The organism is Methylobacterium sp. CM6257, assembly GCF_054611515.1.
This window is the reverse complement of sequence record NZ_CM137735.1, coordinates 7020449-7036960: the sequence shown is the minus strand read 5'-3', so window position 1 is coordinate 7036960 and position 16512 is coordinate 7020449. Positions and strand designations below refer to the sequence as shown.

General features: G+C 62.6%; 12 protein-coding genes and 2 pseudogenes. 8 read left to right on the top strand and 6 right to left on the bottom strand.

The features are described 5' to 3' along the window. Nucleotides 1-188: 188 nt before the first annotated feature. Entirely contained in the window at nucleotides 189-1466 is a 1278-nt protein-coding gene (locus ACYCO6_RS34445; RefSeq protein WP_459767876.1) for a cation:proton antiporter, read from the bottom strand. A gap of 535 nt (nucleotides 1467-2001) precedes the next feature. Here ACYCO6_RS34445 and ACYCO6_RS34440 point away from each other — a divergent pair. Further along, nucleotides 2002-2193: a helix-turn-helix transcriptional regulator gene (locus tag ACYCO6_RS34440; RefSeq protein ID WP_459767873.1), complete on the top strand. Its 192-nt coding sequence runs from the start codon at nucleotides 2002-2004 to the stop codon at nucleotides 2191-2193. Nucleotides 2194-2899: 706 nt separating this feature from the next. Here ACYCO6_RS34440 and ACYCO6_RS34435 read toward each other — a convergent pair. Further along, entirely contained in the window at nucleotides 2900-3145 is a 246-nt protein-coding gene (locus tag ACYCO6_RS34435) for a hypothetical protein (RefSeq protein WP_459767871.1), read from the bottom strand. 443 nt (nucleotides 3146-3588) lie between these two features. Here ACYCO6_RS34435 and ACYCO6_RS34430 point away from each other — a divergent pair, with 443 nt between their 5' ends. Both ACYCO6_RS34430 and ACYCO6_RS34425 read left to right on the top strand, forming a co-directional pair. After that, complete coding sequence (locus ACYCO6_RS34430; protein WP_459767869.1) at nucleotides 3589-3831, top strand: cysteine rich repeat-containing protein; 243 nt, start codon at nucleotides 3589-3591, stop codon at nucleotides 3829-3831. Between the two features lie 105 nt (nucleotides 3832-3936). Then, a complete protein-coding gene (locus ACYCO6_RS34425; RefSeq protein ID WP_459767867.1) occupies nucleotides 3937-4095 on the top strand; it encodes a hypothetical protein in 159 nt (52 codons plus the stop codon). Nucleotides 4096-4867: 772 nt separating this feature from the next. Here ACYCO6_RS34425 and ACYCO6_RS34420 read toward each other — a convergent pair. Next, nucleotides 4868-5659: a Hint domain-containing protein gene (locus tag ACYCO6_RS34420; RefSeq protein ID WP_459767865.1), complete on the bottom strand. Its 792-nt coding sequence runs from the start codon at nucleotides 5657-5659 to the stop codon at nucleotides 4868-4870. A gap of 1065 nt (nucleotides 5660-6724) precedes the next feature. Here ACYCO6_RS34420 and ACYCO6_RS34415 point away from each other — a divergent pair. From ACYCO6_RS34415 to ACYCO6_RS34400, 4 genes and pseudogenes are all read left to right on the top strand, one after another. Continuing rightward, nucleotides 6725-6904: a hypothetical protein gene (locus ACYCO6_RS34415; protein WP_459767863.1), complete on the top strand. Its 180-nt coding sequence runs from the start codon at nucleotides 6725-6727 to the stop codon at nucleotides 6902-6904. A 456-nt stretch (nucleotides 6905-7360) separates the two neighbouring features. Beyond that, nucleotides 7361-7773 (top strand): annotated as a pseudogene (locus ACYCO6_RS34410) (DUF4383 domain-containing protein). Between the two features lie 294 nt (nucleotides 7774-8067). Continuing rightward, nucleotides 8068-8484, top strand: a complete 417-nt coding sequence (locus tag ACYCO6_RS34405; RefSeq protein ID WP_459767861.1) for a TadE/TadG family type IV pilus assembly protein — start codon at nucleotides 8068-8070, stop codon at nucleotides 8482-8484. Beyond that, complete coding sequence (locus ACYCO6_RS34400; protein ID WP_459767859.1) at nucleotides 8481-9737, top strand: TadG family pilus assembly protein; 1257 nt, start codon at nucleotides 8481-8483, stop codon at nucleotides 9735-9737. Before ACYCO6_RS34405 ends, ACYCO6_RS34400 begins: the two co-directional genes overlap by 4 nt. Before the next feature lie 427 nt (nucleotides 9738-10164). Here the strand turns inward: ACYCO6_RS34400 and ACYCO6_RS34395 are convergent, their stop codons facing one another. After that, nucleotides 10165-10392, bottom strand: a complete 228-nt coding sequence (locus tag ACYCO6_RS34395; RefSeq protein WP_459767857.1) for a hypothetical protein — start codon at nucleotides 10390-10392, stop codon at nucleotides 10165-10167. A gap of 982 nt (nucleotides 10393-11374) precedes the next feature. Here ACYCO6_RS34395 and ACYCO6_RS34390 point away from each other — a divergent pair. Further along, nucleotides 11375-11563, top strand: coding sequence for a hypothetical protein (locus ACYCO6_RS34390; protein ID WP_459767855.1), 189 nt, complete (start codon nucleotides 11375-11377; stop codon nucleotides 11561-11563). Nucleotides 11564-12019: 456 nt separating this feature from the next. Here the strand turns inward: ACYCO6_RS34390 and ACYCO6_RS34385 are convergent. Both ACYCO6_RS34385 and ACYCO6_RS34380 read right to left on the bottom strand, forming a co-directional pair. Further along, nucleotides 12020-12139, bottom strand: a pseudogene (locus tag ACYCO6_RS34385) (IS6 family transposase); the annotation flags it as partial. A 2705-nt stretch (nucleotides 12140-14844) separates the two neighbouring features. Further along, a complete protein-coding gene (locus tag ACYCO6_RS34380) occupies nucleotides 14845-16347 on the bottom strand; it encodes an MFS transporter (RefSeq protein WP_459767852.1) in 1503 nt (500 codons plus the stop codon). Nucleotides 16348-16512: the final 165 nt, after the last annotated feature.

The following is a 16512-nucleotide window of genomic DNA, read 5'->3' as shown; positions in this document are numbered from 1 at the left end:
CACAACGAGAGACGTACGCCGTTTCGGCAGCGGGTCTCTTGAGCGACATCAAAGGACCCAGCGCCCAAAGGACCCAGCGCCCAAAGGACCCAGCGCCCAAAGGACCCAGCGCCATTGCCGCCGAAAGCGCACCGCAGTGTATGGCCTCAGATGTTGCCCGCTTGATCGGGCGAGACAGCGTGTCGTCCCTATCGGCTCGCAATCCTTGTCCCAGGGTCGGTTTCGGGCGCAGCCGAAGCAGCGTCGCCGGCTTGCCCCGGATCTATGGCATTCGCGCGGTGCGCGAACGCCGCGCTGAGCGGGTTCGCGGTCAAGCCATGGGCAAGGATGCTGAGGACGATCGTGGCCGCGACCGTCGTCGTCAGGGTCTGACGTCCCGGAAGATCGGCGGCGAGCACGATGACGGCGAAGACGACGCTCGCAAGCCCTCTCGGGCCGAACCACCCGATAAACAGCTTGCCGTCCGTACCCAGGCTCGTGCCCGTCAAGGCCAGCCAAACCGGAACCATGCGGATCGCGGTGAGGCTCAGGACGGCGTAGACCACCACCGCCCAGGTCAGCCGCTGCGGGACCTGGGTGATCACGACTGCCCCGAAGAGGACCCAGGTCGACAGGGCCATGACGTTGCCGGCCCCCTCCGCCGCGAGCAGCAGCTCGTGCTTCACGACGCGCTGCCGGGCCATGCCACCGGCGACGAGGCCGCCCACGAAGGATGCGATGAAGCCGCTGCCGCCCAGCGCCTGCGCGGCCGCGAACGCCGTGAGGGCGAGCGCGACTGCGGGAAGTTGCCGCCAAGCAGAGGCGAGCCAGCCGTGATGGCCGGCAAACCGCATCGCCCAGACGCCCGAAACGGCCAGCCCCATACCCACGACGAGGCCGACTCCGATCTCCGTCCCGAAGTGGTGGAGCGCGAGGTCCAGCGTACGCCGACTGGGGTCGGACTCCGCGGCAAGCGCGAGGAAGATCAGGAGGACGGGGACGCAGATGCCGTCATTCAGGCCGCTCTCCACGTTCAGCCCCTCGCGGACCGGCCCGGGGAGGCCCGCGTTGGTCACCACCGCCTTTCCGAGCGCAGCGTCCGTTGGCGCCAACATCGTTGCGAGGAGGGCGCATCCGAGAAGGCCCAGTTCCGGGAATAGGAGGGCAGCGACCAGGAAGCCGAACAGGATCGTGAGCGGCAATCCGATGAGGAGAAGACGTCCAGGAATCGCGTAGGAGCGCCGCAGCACTCCGAGGTCGGCATTGGCAGCGTCCGTGAACAACACGAGTGCGAGGGTGAGTTCGGCCAGCCTCTGAAGGATCTGCGCCTGGGCGTTCGGCGTTATGATGTGCAACCCGGCCGGGCCAACAGCGAGGCCGAATGCCGCGAACATCAGAGCGCCCGCGATCGGGCTGCGCTCCAGCGGCACCGCCAAGAGGCTGTAGGCGAAGACGAATGCGAACAGGACAGCGACGGTTTGGTACATGGTCAAGTCCGTTGGGCTAGTCGTTTTCCTGCGACGCCAACCGCTTCCGCTCCACAATACGCACCTTTGAGCTCTAGATTCATCGCTCAATGAAGCGATCTTCTTGCAATATTGCATTGAGATAGATCAATGCTACAGCTCTACGCGCACCAGCACGACTTCATCCGTGCAATGGCCGAGCTCGACTGACTGCCGACCAGCACTTCCCCGCCAAATCGCGGTACGAACGCCATTGCTGCTGCCGAGGGGCCTAGCCGAGGAAGCGGACGGTTCCGGCCACCGTGAGCAGCGCGTCTCCTCGTGCGCTGAGGCATTCGGAGGGGTCGCGTCGGGCGTGCGCCATACGAGCCTGAGGCATGGCTCAGACTGTCTGCGTGATGCACAACGAGGCCGAGCAGGCACGGCTGCGCGCGATCAATGACGGCGACACTGACGACCAAACTTGATTTTACGACGCGGTGAAAAGGCGCCCTGAGCACCTCCGTCAACATCCTCCTGAACGCCGGATTGGCCGGTCGTACTCAGGAGAGGTTCCATGAACAGCAAGAGCGCTCACTCCATCGCGGAGGTCATCGAACGCGCCGGATCAAGTCGGACCACCATCTACGCGGAGATCGCCGCTGGACGCCTGAAGGCGCGCAAACTTGGCCGCCGTACCCTTATCGTCGACGAGGACTTGGAAGGCTGGCTGGCGACGCCGCCGCTCGCCCGTAAGTCTGCCGTATAACAGAACCGCCGCCGCCCCGAGAGTTCGGGAACCGGCAGCGGGCCTAAATACAGCACCTGAAGAACGCCGCATTAACTGACCCTTCGCGTCCGCACAACCGGATTCTCGGCCAGTATCTCATTCGAGGTACTAGAGGTGGGACGGATGGAACACTTTCTGCGCACGTCCGATGGGACAGTTGGGACGCATGAGACAAGTGGGACAGTGCAGAGAAATCGAGATGGCGCAGTCGAGGATCGCCGGCGCGGTCAACGCGACCTACGCTCGCTTTGAGGCCGCCACGCGTGAGGACGATGCTATCGTCGCCGGTTGGCCTGCCGCTCCTTTACCCGCTGACGGTGGGACGGGAACTCCGGCAGGTTCGAGGGGATCATCTCTGGCTTTTTAAGTGGCTCTAAGATGCGGAATGGCGGCGGTTCATCGCGTGGCGCGGATCTGGTGACAGTCTGAGCTTCGACGGGCCCCGCGTGTTCGTGCCGCCGCTGCCTGGGAATTACGGAGAACCCCAAGCAGAGGAAGATACTCGCCAAACCACTCAGGACGCTTGCGACCGACGGCCCTGGTTGGAGCATCATGAGAATGAGCCCGCCCAGGCCGGACATGGCCGCTGAGAGGCGAGGCATCGGGAGAGTCGAGGTCATCCCACGAGAATTGCCGAGGATGCTTACCGCCTCGTGAAAATGGGAGCGGCCCACCCTCAACCCGATTAGCTCGTCAGATTGCCAGCTATCGAGACGGCGAAGAACTTAAACGGGTCCTCGATTACCCTGCCCTGCGCATCCATGGCGTCAGCGCAGTGCTGGCTCTCAATCGGCGTCGAGAGCCGGTGTGTAAAGGTCGCATCCGGCGCCTCCGCTCTGGCGGTCTGGATCTGCTTTTCGATCTCGCCCTCATGGGTCGAATGGCAGAGCATCCACGGCTCGCCGTCCTTCTCGATGGTCACGTAGGCCATACCTACCTCCTCCGGTTCGGAGGGGGTAACGCAGCAGAACGTGATCGGGCCTCTAGCCCAGCCTCGGCTTTGCCCGCCGGTCCCTCAGCGGGCCTTGTTGCACCGGCTGATCTCGTGACCGACGTGCAAATGATCCCCCAAGGCCGCTGGATGGCGTACCGGGGCGCGCGCCATCATAGGTCTCGGCGTCACCGCCATCACCGGCGTATGTGGGGGAATTGAGCCTAGCTGGAGCAGCTTCGGCTGCTTCTTAGCGGCTCCCGGAGCTCTCGACCGACCGACACGGTGAGGGCAATGTTGGGACGAGATCTGCGACGAGATCGGTGGGCCCGCAGTTCCGTCTCTGATCGAGGTTCATGTCGGCTGCTTCCGCAGGGCAATTGGCCGCGGAACGACATCGAGCGGCGTCCCGTTCTGATGCCGGTCAGAACGGGAGATGATCCTTGCTCAAGAAGCTCATCGCAGCCGTCCCACTGCTTGCCCTTGCCGTCGCGCCCGTCTCCGCAACAGCGCCGGAGCACGGCAATAAAGAGCTTCAGCGGTACTGTTCTGGCGACGCTGCTACCTTCTGCGGCGACGTTGATCCGAGCAGCCCTAAGATGAACGCCTGCTTCAAGGCCAACATGAGCCAGCTCTCCGAGAACTGTCGCCGCGCGATCACGGCCTACAAGCGCGGCGGGCGGTGAGTAAGGCTGCTGGCGAGCGATTAATCTGTCGACAGCCGCTTCCCGAGGAAACCTTCTGACGGTGCAACCGTAACCTTAGCGTCGCTGGCTGGCGTGGAGGCAATCATGCTGTCGTTGGGAACTTTCTTTGTTGCCGCCGGTGCCAGTATGGCAGTCGCATCCCTGAACCTCCCCCGCTACCGCGCCGTCCTTGAAGTGATCGGCGGGAGCCTGTTCGTAGTTGGGCTCGGTTTGGCGGGTGCGATCCTGACCCTGGCTTGCTGATTGCCTCACGCGCGATCTTCAGGGTACGGCAAACAATAACGAAATGCATGAATTTCTGTTAAAATATATTTACCAATTCTACATTCCCGGATGAACCTGTAGATCGCAGAGTTCGTAATTACACAACTTAAAGGAGAGTGGGCATTCTGGAGGTAAATTGTGTCTCATTGCATCTTCGTCCGCGAATATGTTGGGCCTAAAGCACGTCCTCCCGTTTTGCTGGCACATGACATTCCCGACCGCACTGATGCAGAAGCGCTCGTGCAGAGCATCGCACGGTCTTACTCAGTCAACGGCATAGATCCCGGCAGGAATATTTACTGGTTCTATCAAGGGGGTAGGCGCCACGAGATCTATACGTGGCCTCAAGGTGGATCTGTTGCCGTAGCCGCCGGTTCATCCGCTCACCAAGTCGAGGAGCGCCACGCTGGCCGCCGTGAGCACGTTTCCGCGCCCACCGCAGGGCAGCGGAGACATGGGCTCCGTCGCCACTTCGGGTAGCACGGCCCCGGGCGCCTCTGCCTCGCGGTCTTGATCGTTCCGCACCGGATGCGCGAGCGCGTTTGTGGGGGTCAGCCCATTGGCTGACTGGTCAAGCTATACCGAACGGTCGAAGGTTTGCCGTGCTGGCGTTCTGCTGGCCTTCCACGCCCGCCCGACACCCCATGAAGCTTCACATGGGCGGGCGTGGGTGCCCTCGCCAGCTTGGCGAGCCCCCGGCTGACTATTGGGCTGAACTCGCACTCATGTTGTAGCGCCGATCTGCCGCGGGTCACGCCGACAGCAGTGGCGTCCAGATGCCCGCAGCATCTGCGGCCATCGCGCAGATCACCGCATCGTCGACCGAGCGGCGAACCTCGACGACGTGCGGTACCCCTGTAACTAGGGGCATCGCCCGGCCGAGATCAAAGTCATGACGGCCGTCACCCACCCCTGCCGCCGCAATGTCGGCCCGGTACTCTGCGGCCACGGTCATCGCCACGATCCGACCATCGACCACCATGTCCAAGCACACTGGAGCGTCAGGTTGCGCTGCGTCTTGGGCCCAGCCGGCCACGCGGGTGCCGTCACACCGATCAAGCCACGCCCGCACGGTTCCGAGTTGCATCGGTTCGGCCGACGGGCCCGCACGCAGGATCAAGCGCCTGCGCAGCGCGGCCAGCTCAGGGCCAAGTCCGATGCGTGGGGCGTCGGGTACGGCGGTCTCGTCCGCATCGAGGGCTTGGACACCGTCGAAGCCAACGCGCACGCCAGGGGCGGCCAGGAAGCTCTCCGCAGGAGTGTTCTCGGCCAGGAGCAACTCGTGGCTATCCAGTGCGATGTGCCAATAGGTGAGGTCCCGGATGATCTCTCCGCGGGTGATGCTCGTGCCGTTCACCAGATGGCCGGCAGCGACGAATAGGTCGTACAGCCATAACGCGTGGTCGGGCGAGACGAGTAGGTCGCGGGCAGGTACGCCGTCAGAGAGTGACAAGATCGACCAACAGGCGTTCGTCGCCGCGTCGCTTTCGGCAATCGCCAGTTGCTTTCCGCTCCCGACGACTGACGGCTTGGGCGAGGCCATAGCCGGCCGACCAATCCGATTTCGACGCATTCGCGGGTAGCGAGGTGCATGATAGGCTTCGACTTCTCTCGCCTCGTGGAAGAGGCCTTGAAGGCGAAGCGACCGTAGGGATGCGAGCATATGCGCTGGGGGCGAACGAAGCGTAGACTACCCGACAGCCTGACTCAGCACTTGTCGGACCCGAAGATCGTGGCCCTGAGGCCCCGAGCCCGTCGGCTTCGCCCTTATCAAGGTTCCGAGATGGCGAAGAAACTCGCTGTTTCAGCCGTGACCCTTATCGTCATCGTGCTGGCGGGTGGGCACCTAGTGCACGCTTGGTGACCCCATCCGCTGCTTCGCGAGAGAGCGGCCAGTCAGGGCTGTGTTGCCTGCGCGATACTCACAGATCCGTTATTCCCAGACACAGCCAGGAAACGATGCTCAACCAGTCTCGAAGCTGAGGGAGCTGATGGGTTTTCGGACAAAACACAAGAAACCCGTACCTGTGCGATTGATCGAGCGCTGCTCGTCGCGACCCTCATCGCACTCGGGTTCGGCATGGTCGCGATGGTGAGCGGACCGCTGAGGTAAGCAGCTCCGGTCTGAACCCATCCCCCGCCTCTTGGACGAGGCGCTGAACGCGAAGCGGCTATCAGGGGTTGGGAGTAGCTCTGGGAACGGCAGGGACGGATCGCAGCGGTCAAGAGCACGTCGCAGCCGGTGAGTGTCAGCGATCTACTCCAGGCCAAGACGATCACAGGGGCCGACCTCGTTGCCGCGGTCAACGCCTTCCTCGCCAATCCCAAGACTGGGCCGTTCGAGCTGAGGCTCGGCTGTTTCGTGAACCTTGCCGCAGCGGTGAAGGCAGATCGGCACGCGACAGCTATCCTCAAGAAACCGACCGCTCGGCTCGGCAGCAAGCGAGCTGCCGTCAGGTCCGCGCTCCTGCTGGCGCGACCAGTTGAAAGCCAAATCCAGCCTCGTTCGCCAAAAGCACCTCGTGGGAGAGGCACTAAAGGCGGGCGCCATAATTGCTCCACGGATCGGTCGTCTCCTCACCCGTGTTCACTCCCGGGAGGAGCGGTCATGCCTTATCTGCCGAGCCACCATCGGGGACAGCGGAAGACAAAGGCGGCCAGAGGGACAGCCCACCACGAAGGCGCGCAGAGCATCTGGGTGCGCGTAGAGGCTGAGCGGCGCGCGCTCGACGCTTGGACGATGCAGCTGAAGACGCTGCAACTGGTGCGAGAGAGCGCCCAGGCCTGACGGTGACCCACTCCAGCACCTCGAAGCGGCCGGCATCATCCTCATCGAGGAGAACGGCGAGGGGCCGGAGGTGATCACGGGCCCGCGGTTCCGCGCAGCACGCCTATTGCTCGATTGAGGTCCCACGGAACTTGCCAAGCGGGCGAAGGTGTCGCTCGGATCCGTGTTGGGAGCCGAGAGCAGCCCCGGTGAGCCGGTGATCACGGTCGCGCAGCCTAACGCCCTGACGCAGGAGCCGCGCGCCGCTGGCGCCAGCTTCCCGCCCGCTGAGATTGAGCCGGACGACAGCGAAGACCAGCCATGAACCGTGTTCCCGATATTCGCCCTGAGCCGTGAGCGAGCAACATCCGCGCCCCGTGCCACTCGACCCGCACACCCCTGCGGCGTCCGCGCCGGTGTGGCGCAGGAACATCCACGGGCGGCCCACGCTGTCAGGTTTTTGAGACAGGAGGTGTCATGTCCGTCCGGACCTTCGCTGTGGTGTCTGGTGTTGTGTTCCTGTTGGCCGGAGTGTCCGGCTTTATCCCGGGTTTGTCGCCCGAGCACGCGCACCCCGGCACGATCGTGACGTCCGAGTCTCGGCTCGCTCTCGGGCTGTTCCCGGTCAACGTGCTGCATAATCTTGTGCACTTGGCGTTCGGGGCCTGCTGGCTGCACGGACTGTGGCCAGCTCAGTCGTCTACGCCAGGGGTGTCGCCCTCATCTACGCCCTTCTCACCATACTGGGGCTGATCCCAGCCACGAGCACGACGTTTGGGCTCGTCCCGATCTACGGCAACGACGTCTGGCTGCACGCGGTACTCGCGACTGTGGCGGCGTACTTCGGCTTCGTCCACAAGCCTAACGCGGGCAGCTATTCGCGGGTCTGAGCTACGAGGCCGCACTTCGCGATAGGTCGGGCGGCCGCATCATCGCAGCTCGCCCGGCTCGCACAGAGAGACGCCACTCAAAATGACGGCCTCTGATCCATTTCAGCGCATCAGCCCCCGTCTGGCACATCAGCGCGTCCTGATCGCCGGCACCGCCCGAGCAGCCAATAGCGCGGCAGGGAAGCGGCAGGAAGCAGAGTATTTAAAATTTGCACGGTGGGACGCCACACATTCCTAACCCGGAGCTGTCATGAATCACTGTCGATTAGCGGCTCGCTTCAGGCAGAAAGTTGCATGCGTCCCAGGCGCAAGTTTAATGAAGACACCTCCGGAAGCAGTGCCGTTGAATTCGCACTTTTGCTGCCTATCCTGGTTACTATTATCTTCGGCATCATCGAGTTCGGCCTGATCATTTACACGCTGAATACCGCACAAAGCGCAGCCCGCGACGCAACTCGCCAGCTCGCGACCAATCGGATTACAGCATCTCAGGCATCGGGCGTCGTTCTACAGCAGTTGCCACGGTGGGTTACGGCTGGAACAAGCGTGTCGGTGTCGCAGACAGCCCCCTCAAACCCGAGCAATAATCTTTTCACCACGGACGTGTCTTTCGCTGCCAAAGCCGCAACGCCCACCAGTCTGCTGAGCTGGGCTTACGGCAGCACGATCCTGCACGCCAAAGTCAGCATGCAGCAGGAGCCTGGAACATGAGATCGTTCCTCAAGGACCGCTCTGGGCAGATGACGGTCATGGTGGGGATGCTTTCGCCCGTCGGGTTAGGCGTCGCAGCGTTCGCGGTGGACCTCTCGAATGTGAAGCTGATTGATAACCGGTTGCACATTGCGGCCGATGCCGCAGCGCTGGCAGCGGTTGCCGCCCTGCCGGACACGACAACGGCGCTCAATCGCGCGCTCTCCGTTGCGGCTGCGAACACTCGTCCGAGTGATGGGACGGTCACCACTGCGTCGGACGTCCAGTTCGGAACCTACGACGCAAACACGAAAATCTTCACCCCAAATGCGACGCCGACAAACGCCGTTCGCGTCACCGCATCTCGCACAAGCAACCGCGGCAACCCGATCACCCTAGCCTTTGCCAAGGCCCTCGGCTTCACGACAGTCGACCGATCCGAGAGCGCAGTGGCGGTGCGCTTCTCGCCTGCCTACTGCTTCCTGGTGCTCGATCCCACCGCATCGGGCGCGCTCAACGTTTCCGGCACGGGCAAACTGTCGGTTCCGAATTGCGGCGTACAGGTCAATTCGACATCCGCGACAGCTGCCACCGCCGGCAACAACAGCACCGCTCAAGCGCGTTCATTCTGTGTCGTCGGCGGCTACTCGGGGACGAGCTTTACGCCAACGCCCATCACGAACTGCGCAGCAGCACCAGATCCACTGGCGGCGCTTCCGGAGCCTTCTCCGCCCACAGCTGGCTGCTACTATAACGGGCTGAACACGGGCTCCAGCACGACGCTTCCATCCAACGTGACGTATTGCGGCAACATCACTTTGAACGGCAACGGAAATTTCTCACTCCAGCCGGGGCTGTACTACTTTCAGAACGCGACGGTGAAGCTGCTACAGAATTCCTCCCTGAGCGGCTCGGGCGTAACCATATTCCTCGATGCAAACTCAACGATCCAGTTCTCGGCATCCGGGACCGTCAATCTATCATCTCCCAGCACCGGAACTTACAAGGGCGTGCTGATCTTTCAGTCGCGCGGCGCAAGCGCGGCCACGACAAACGTTGTCCGCGGCAGCCCGAACATTTACATGGACGGCACTATATACACGCCATCCTCAACGCTGAGCATGACTGGCTCTGGGAGCATCAGCGACGTCGCAAAGACCGGGTATGTGATCGCCGGACGGGTTTATTACAATGGGTCTGTAACCTTCAATTTTGATGCTTACTCAAACGTACTTCCTGTTGGATTCAAGTACTCATCGGGACTTGTAAACTAGGAACGACCGGCTGCCCTCAGCGAATACCTCGAAGCGCGGTTTTACCATCCTTCGCATGATGCAAGCGCACCGCCGGGCGGCGCAGTGCTGCCATCATGCCGATCCGGCCCGGGCACCGCTTCTTCTGCCCTATCGATTGGCCGCAGCTCTCGGCTGTAATCCGATTCCGGCGGCTGGCATGTGCTGTGAGAACTGCCGACGGCCGCACGGGCGAGTGATCTGCCACCTCGGCGACGGGCCTGGTGAGACGCTGAGAGCGCCTCCTGGCGCGACGGGCGACGCCGGCGGATCCGGTTAAAGGCCGGGGCAGCCGACGTACTCCGGATGGCTCGTGGGACGCAGACGGCCTCGCCGACGCCCTTTGAACTCGTGTGCGGGCGGCTGCTGCGCACCCGCGCTGAGGACAGCTCGATTATGGCCGCCGCTGTTAGGCGGCCTCAGCAAGCATGTGCAGCCAGCCGAAATCCACCGGGTAGCCCAAGCTGTGCAGCATCTTCACCCGCCTCCACGAAGCGGAGCGGGCCGACGCTTCTGCGCGGCCGGCTTCAATCTCCGCAGCCTCCATGTCCTGCAGCTCACGGGTCAGCGCCTCGCGCAGGCCGTCCGACTTCATGTTGCCGAGCGCCGCCGTGAACGCCTGCTCGGTGGCCTTCACCTGATCGCAAATCTGACGTACGTCCATCGATTTTAACCCTGTCGGCGCAGCTAGACTGCCGTTGTATCAGTACGAATGTAGCAGCTTAGGGTGCCGCTAAGCCGGCGACGCTGGGACGCCGACAATTTTATCTAGGCCCTTAGTTAAGTCAGAAACTCAAGGCGGACCGCTGAAATGAGGTGAGGCGCCGAGCATCGTCGCGCGCCAGCTGACATTACCACTTTTTCACTCGGCAGTTAGCCTCTCTGAAACGCGGTCGGCTGCGTTCCACTTAGGAGAGCCCGCTGCAGGGGTTGATGCCGCGGCCGTCACCATCCTCGACCCGATTAGCGGGACGCTGGCGACGATTACCCTACCGCGTGCGCGTCCAACCGCTTGATCGTGTCCGGCCGAAACAGCCACCCGGCCTGATGAGGCGCGAAGTGACGAAGCGTCCCCGGATGGGTCTCACACAATCCGGGGTCCGGGCCGGGCGGGTGACCGCTCGGTTGGGCGATGCGGTCTGCGGCGGATCTGGAACGGCAGCTGCCGCCGCCAACGGCCTCTTGTCCGCTACCGTACCGCGCATGCCACTTCCAGAGTGACGCGGATGAGCGAGTGGCTTTCCGCCTGCTCTACCGCAGCGCCAAGCCGAAGCCGTCGTGTCCGAAGACAAACCTCAACCCGCCCGGTTCGCCGCGGCGGGCCTTTTCGTGCGCTCAGACGGCCAGATCGGCCAGTTCGATAACCTCGCAGGTATCGGCTCGCACCCGCCAATCGACGATGCTGGCGCCCGACAGAACAGCGCCTTGACGGCGTCGGCCGCGGCTTCCCCGTAGCGCGTGCACCCCAGTTCAAGCCCCCGTCGATTTTAGATCTGCGTAGGGCAGGCCGCCCTAATCCAGTGCAGGAACGCTGCCGCGTTGAACGCCGCCACAACGCCCCCGGCCGATCCGAGCGCCCCTTCCGGTTGCGGCAACCATCCCGCCCTAGCCCGGCCGGCATGTCCGACATCCCGCCCGCCGTCGCCTCCTGGCGCGATCAGTTTGACGCCCCGGCTCGGCTGGAGTGGAAAGCCAACCGGCCGACCATGCACACCAAGCTCAAAGCCTTTACGCGCCTCTCGCCCGAGGCGGGCCGCAACTACTTCACAGCTGCCGGCTACAAGGATGATGCTTGTGCTTCAGACTGATCGGGATCTGCTCTAGCCGCTGCCTCAGTTAGCGCCTATCTGCCGAAGACGAATGCGTCGTCAGCCGCTCCACTTAGGCTTCGCAATGGAGGAGCGCGAAGATGAGCCGGGCGAATATAGGTTTGTGCCTGATATTGTTTGGAGCTTTTCACTCCGGAGCGCTGGCCGCCCCATATTTTAGCCGGCAGTGTGCCGAATGCAAGAAGAACTGCGCCGAGACCCGCCTACGGATCAAGTCATTCTGCTGTACACACAATGGCGGAATACAGCGAGATCCGTATTCATGCTCCGATGTTAAGAACGAGTCTCAATATATACTGTGCCTCAAGGGCGGAGAAAGAGACGAAATAAGCTGCTCTGACGACTGCAATGTAAATCTCGAATGCAACGCCCGTTAATCACTGGCTTGTCGCGAACTTGAGATCGGGCTGCAAAAGGGCCTCTGCCTCTCCGCTTTCACGCCCTGTTCGAGACGGCAGATCCAAAGCAACACGCAAGCAACTGGTTCTGCTCACGCACGGTCCAGGCGCCGGCAAACACGAAGCCCTCGCGCAGCCGAAGCATGCCCTTGAAGCCACATTCTTAGGGAACCGGCCGCGTGTCAGCGGTGGATCTGGAACGGCAGCTCTCGCAGGCAACAGCACCTTGTCCGCCCCCGCACCGCGCATAGTGCCTCCGAAGGGACGCTGATGAACAAGTGAGTTGCCGCCCGTCCGGTTCGCCGCGGCGGGCTTTCTTTTGCACCCCCAAATGAATGATGCGCCCCAAACAAGGAAGTCTTAGCCTCCGCCATGTGATCGGCATGGAGAGGCAGATGTCAGATCTAACACAAATTGCAATCCTCCGCGAAGAGGCTAGGAATATTTTGAGCCGTGCCGAGGAAATCGTTCGAAATCTCGGCAGTGGCGGCGCATGTGAAGGGCGCAATTTGATGGCCGCTCAGAATATTGCAGCACTCAGACGCCTTAACCTGATCCTTGAAAGACATCACAGCCGCTTGGCATGTGAAGCTACTCCCGACGCTGTGGATCGGCCGCTTCCGATCCGGCGGCACTGGTGGTCCGCGCTGCGGTGGGGGATGAGAGGCCAGGGCCACGCCTTCGAGGCTCGCACCTGACCGAGTCGGAAACGTGTTCCCGGTCTAGGTCTGCCCTGCCGCTCGGCACGATGTTCTTGTGCAAGGCCGAGTATACTCGATCCGCCAATGCCAGAGAGAATGTCTTTCATAAGTTAAAATCAGCTGCAATCCTAAAGGACCCTCGTCATGCCATCGATAATTCGCATCGGTGAGGTTGCCACGTTTGCAGCAGGCGCAGCTGCGGTGGCCGCTGCCGGTCAAGTTCTGCTGATGCATCGGTTTCGCACATGGGAGGCTGAGCTCATCGCGGTGCTAATGCGCGAACTGCCGCGGTTATGATTTGTCCTGTTCTGGTCTGCGGCGACAAGATCCGCCTCAGGTTGCTCCTCAACACGCTTGCGTGAGATCAACGGTCCATTTGAGCTAGATCAATATCGGGCCGCACAATGGTGTCAGGCTGGAATGCCAGTTAGAATGGGGAAAGTGCTTTTTATCCCCCTTCACGAAGCGCCTTGGGCGGATCCACGAAAGCGGCCACGCCTGCAAAGACCCGTGGCGGGCTGAACTCGCAACTCGATGCCGCTCCACCAGCGACAGTCAGGCGTTGGCGAGCGTCGCAATGACCGCGAGGAGGCCCATCAAGGCCAGGAAGGCGGCTAGGTCCGGTGTGGGGATCGGCGTGTGCATAGGCGCCTCCGTGGGCTCTAAGGACAACGCGCTACTCGACGGTTCGGAACCGCGTCGGTGGTAAATCAGAATCAGGTGTCGTCGCATCGCGCCTATAGAAGCGCGGCCGGTCGCCGGTCGCGGCCTCAGACAGCCCGTCGATTGCGTCCACGATGGCTTCCGTGGCCTTGGCCGCCCCGGATTAGGTAGTCCGGCTGGTGGACGTTCGACGAGCATGGCCGTTGATATGATGGGATGCGGGATTGCCCCAGCTGCCGTTCGGCTCGGCTGTATGGGAGGGGGAGCTTTGCTCGCCCGCACCGCCGAGCCCTCTCCAAAATCCTGAACCGGTTCCCACGCCCCATCGGGCCAGCGCGGCTTCGGCCGGGTCCACACGGATGCCGCGAGCGGTCTGTCTGTGTTCGATTTCACTTGGAAGCGTGGCATCTACCGACGGGTTTACCGATCAGATATGAGAGTCTTCGTGGTCCAACGGTGAGCGGGCCGCCCTTATCATCTCCAGGGGGGCAGCCCGTTTCCGTATCTATGGCAGCGCCCCAACGCCCTTGACTCGGACCGCACCGATCACATCATACCCTCGCTGGCTGAGACGCTTGAGGAGGTGACGGCAGAGGCTCGCGAACGCTTGGCCGCCGCCGAGAGCGCACTCGTCGAGTATGAGCGCACCGTGCACGACGGGCTTCCCCTGTCGAGACGGCGGGGCCGTGGGCCCTTGGGATGCGCGTTCCCGGTCCCGCCAACCTACTCCGACCTGGCTTTCTCAGGCTCAACCCAGCTGAAGATACTCTGCAGCTGCATCTTTTTGAGTATCTCCCGAAGACGCTCTAGTTCCTTGGCATCTGGCATGCCACATTTCGTCTTTATGTACTGCAGGAAGTCAGCATCAGATTGGGTCACGGCATTCTCCCTTGTCGGACAATGCTCCAGAGACATGAGAACGAACCGGACGGGATGCGGTTGCATCAGATGTGAGACAGCCCCCGTTGCATCCAGATGACCTGCAATTGACCACCCTTGGTCGTCGGCTTCGCACGCTGTTGGTCCTTTTCCAGACGGAAACACAGTCTCGGCCGACCGGTTTACAAGTCAGGCATGGGTATCCTTGTCGTCAAACGGGCGAGCGGGCTGCCCTCGTCTCCTGGGGGCAGCCCGTTCTCGCGTCTAAAGCCGAGCCTCGACGCGCCGGACCTGCGTCGCGCTCCACAACCCGCGTTGCGCCGCCGGTATCCCGCGCGTTGAGCGCCACTGCGGTACCGCCGAGGCTCATGACGCCGACCTACGCGGGCACGCGGAAGCCCAGCAACTTCCTAGCGCCAGAAAATTTCTCCCCATTTCGTTTGGTTGACCCGACGAGGGAGAAGAATGCTCTACACACTTGGGCAAATGGCGGATGAGACGAGGCCGGCGCCTGAAACCGGCTTGCCGCGCGACAGCGCGTCCATACACACCTGAAGCAGAGCCTCCCTTCGCGGCGCAAACAGATGGAAGCGGCATAGCGAAGAACATAGCGAAGAAATCAGGCGATCTGTGTTTGAGACCGCTTGCGGTCCTCGAGCGACGCAGCAAGCGCCGTCACCATGGCCAGAGCTGCCAACAGGGTCATCACGTCGCTTGCAGCGCCCAACACGGCTTGCTCGCTCACTCCCACCGTACGTCCGTGAACACCCGTGGCCAGCTCCACACGCCATGCGAGCAACGCGGAAGCAGCCGCCACCCCTGTTGCCGTGCCGAATGCCCGCATTAGGTTCAACAAGCCGCCCGCCTGTCCAGCGTGCTCGGCCGGTGCGGCCGCCAGGGTGGCGCTGTTGTTCGGGGCGATGAACAAGCCGAGTCCCACCCCATACATCGCCAGCAACAGCATCATGGCCGGCTCACTGCTGGGACTTCCAGTGAGCGTTTGGCTCAGCCCGATAGCGGCAGCCGCGCACAGCCCCATACCGCCCTTCGTCACACGCGGCCATTGCTTCGCGAGATTGCCGCTGAATGGCGCCACCAATCCGAGCGCGGCGGGTATAATGGCGAGCCGCAGCCCCGCCGACAGCGGCGCGTCGTGGTAGCCGCGCACCAGAGCGAACGACATGGCAAAGAACATCCCGTACAGCATCGCGTAAGACAGAAGCACGGCCGCTGTCCCGCCGGTGAAGGCGCGCGACTGGAACAAGCCCAGGTCGATCAGTGGAGCCGGAGCCCGGTTCTCCCACCAGGCAAATCCTGCCAGCAAAACGACTGCCGACGTCGCGCAGGCGAGCAGCGCGGGCGAGAGCGGCCCCCAGGCATTCAGCTCGGTGAGCGTCATCATCAACCCACTCAGGCCTGGGATCAGCAGAAGTGCGCCCCGCCAGTCGAACGCAGTCTCCTTGCTGAGCCGCGTGCTCACCGGCACGAGTACCCAGCCCAGCACTGCCCCGAGAGCCGCAACCGGCACGGTCACCCAGAAGATCCAGTGCCAGCTGAGATTATTCAGCAGCAGGCCGCCGAGTGCTGGTCCCGTACTCACACCGATGGCCTGGGCACTGGCGAACAATCCCATCGCGCGTCCTCGCTGCGCTTGATCTGTGGCAGCCACAAGGATGACGATGCTGTTTGCCCCGAGCAGGGCTCCGCTCATGCCTTGCAGCACGCGAAAGGCGATGAGCCAGGGCAGGCTCGGCGCCAATCCGCACAGCGCGGAGAACAACCCGAAGAGCGCAAAGCCGAGGAGGTACATCAGCTTGCGCCCGGCGATCTCGGCCAGCCGCGCATAGGCAGGGAGCACGGCAGCGAACGCGAGGCTGTAGCCCACCGCGACCCAGCTTACCTGATCGAGCGACGCGTCGAAGGCCTGCTCCAGAGCTGGCAGCCCGAGCTGTACGATGCTGGCATCGACTTGGCCGGCAAACGCTCCGAGGCAGGTGATACAGACCACCAGCCAAGGGTAGACACCGAGCCGGGCAAGAGAGCTGATCGGAGCCGGCTCCCGTAAGAAAAACTTGGCGCGCTGGCCCTTCACTTCTGGAGCGACGGGAACCTGCCTCTCCATGCTGACCTCCCGACTCAAGCTCGGGCAGTAAACATCAAGAAGGCGAATTCCTCCAAGTTTGAATCCAGTGACAGCTTTCCATTATAGGCCCTGGAAAGGCTTCCGCGAGGTGAGGCTGAACCGCGGTAACGCGATGCAGCTCGCCTTCCGGGAAACCTAGCTAAC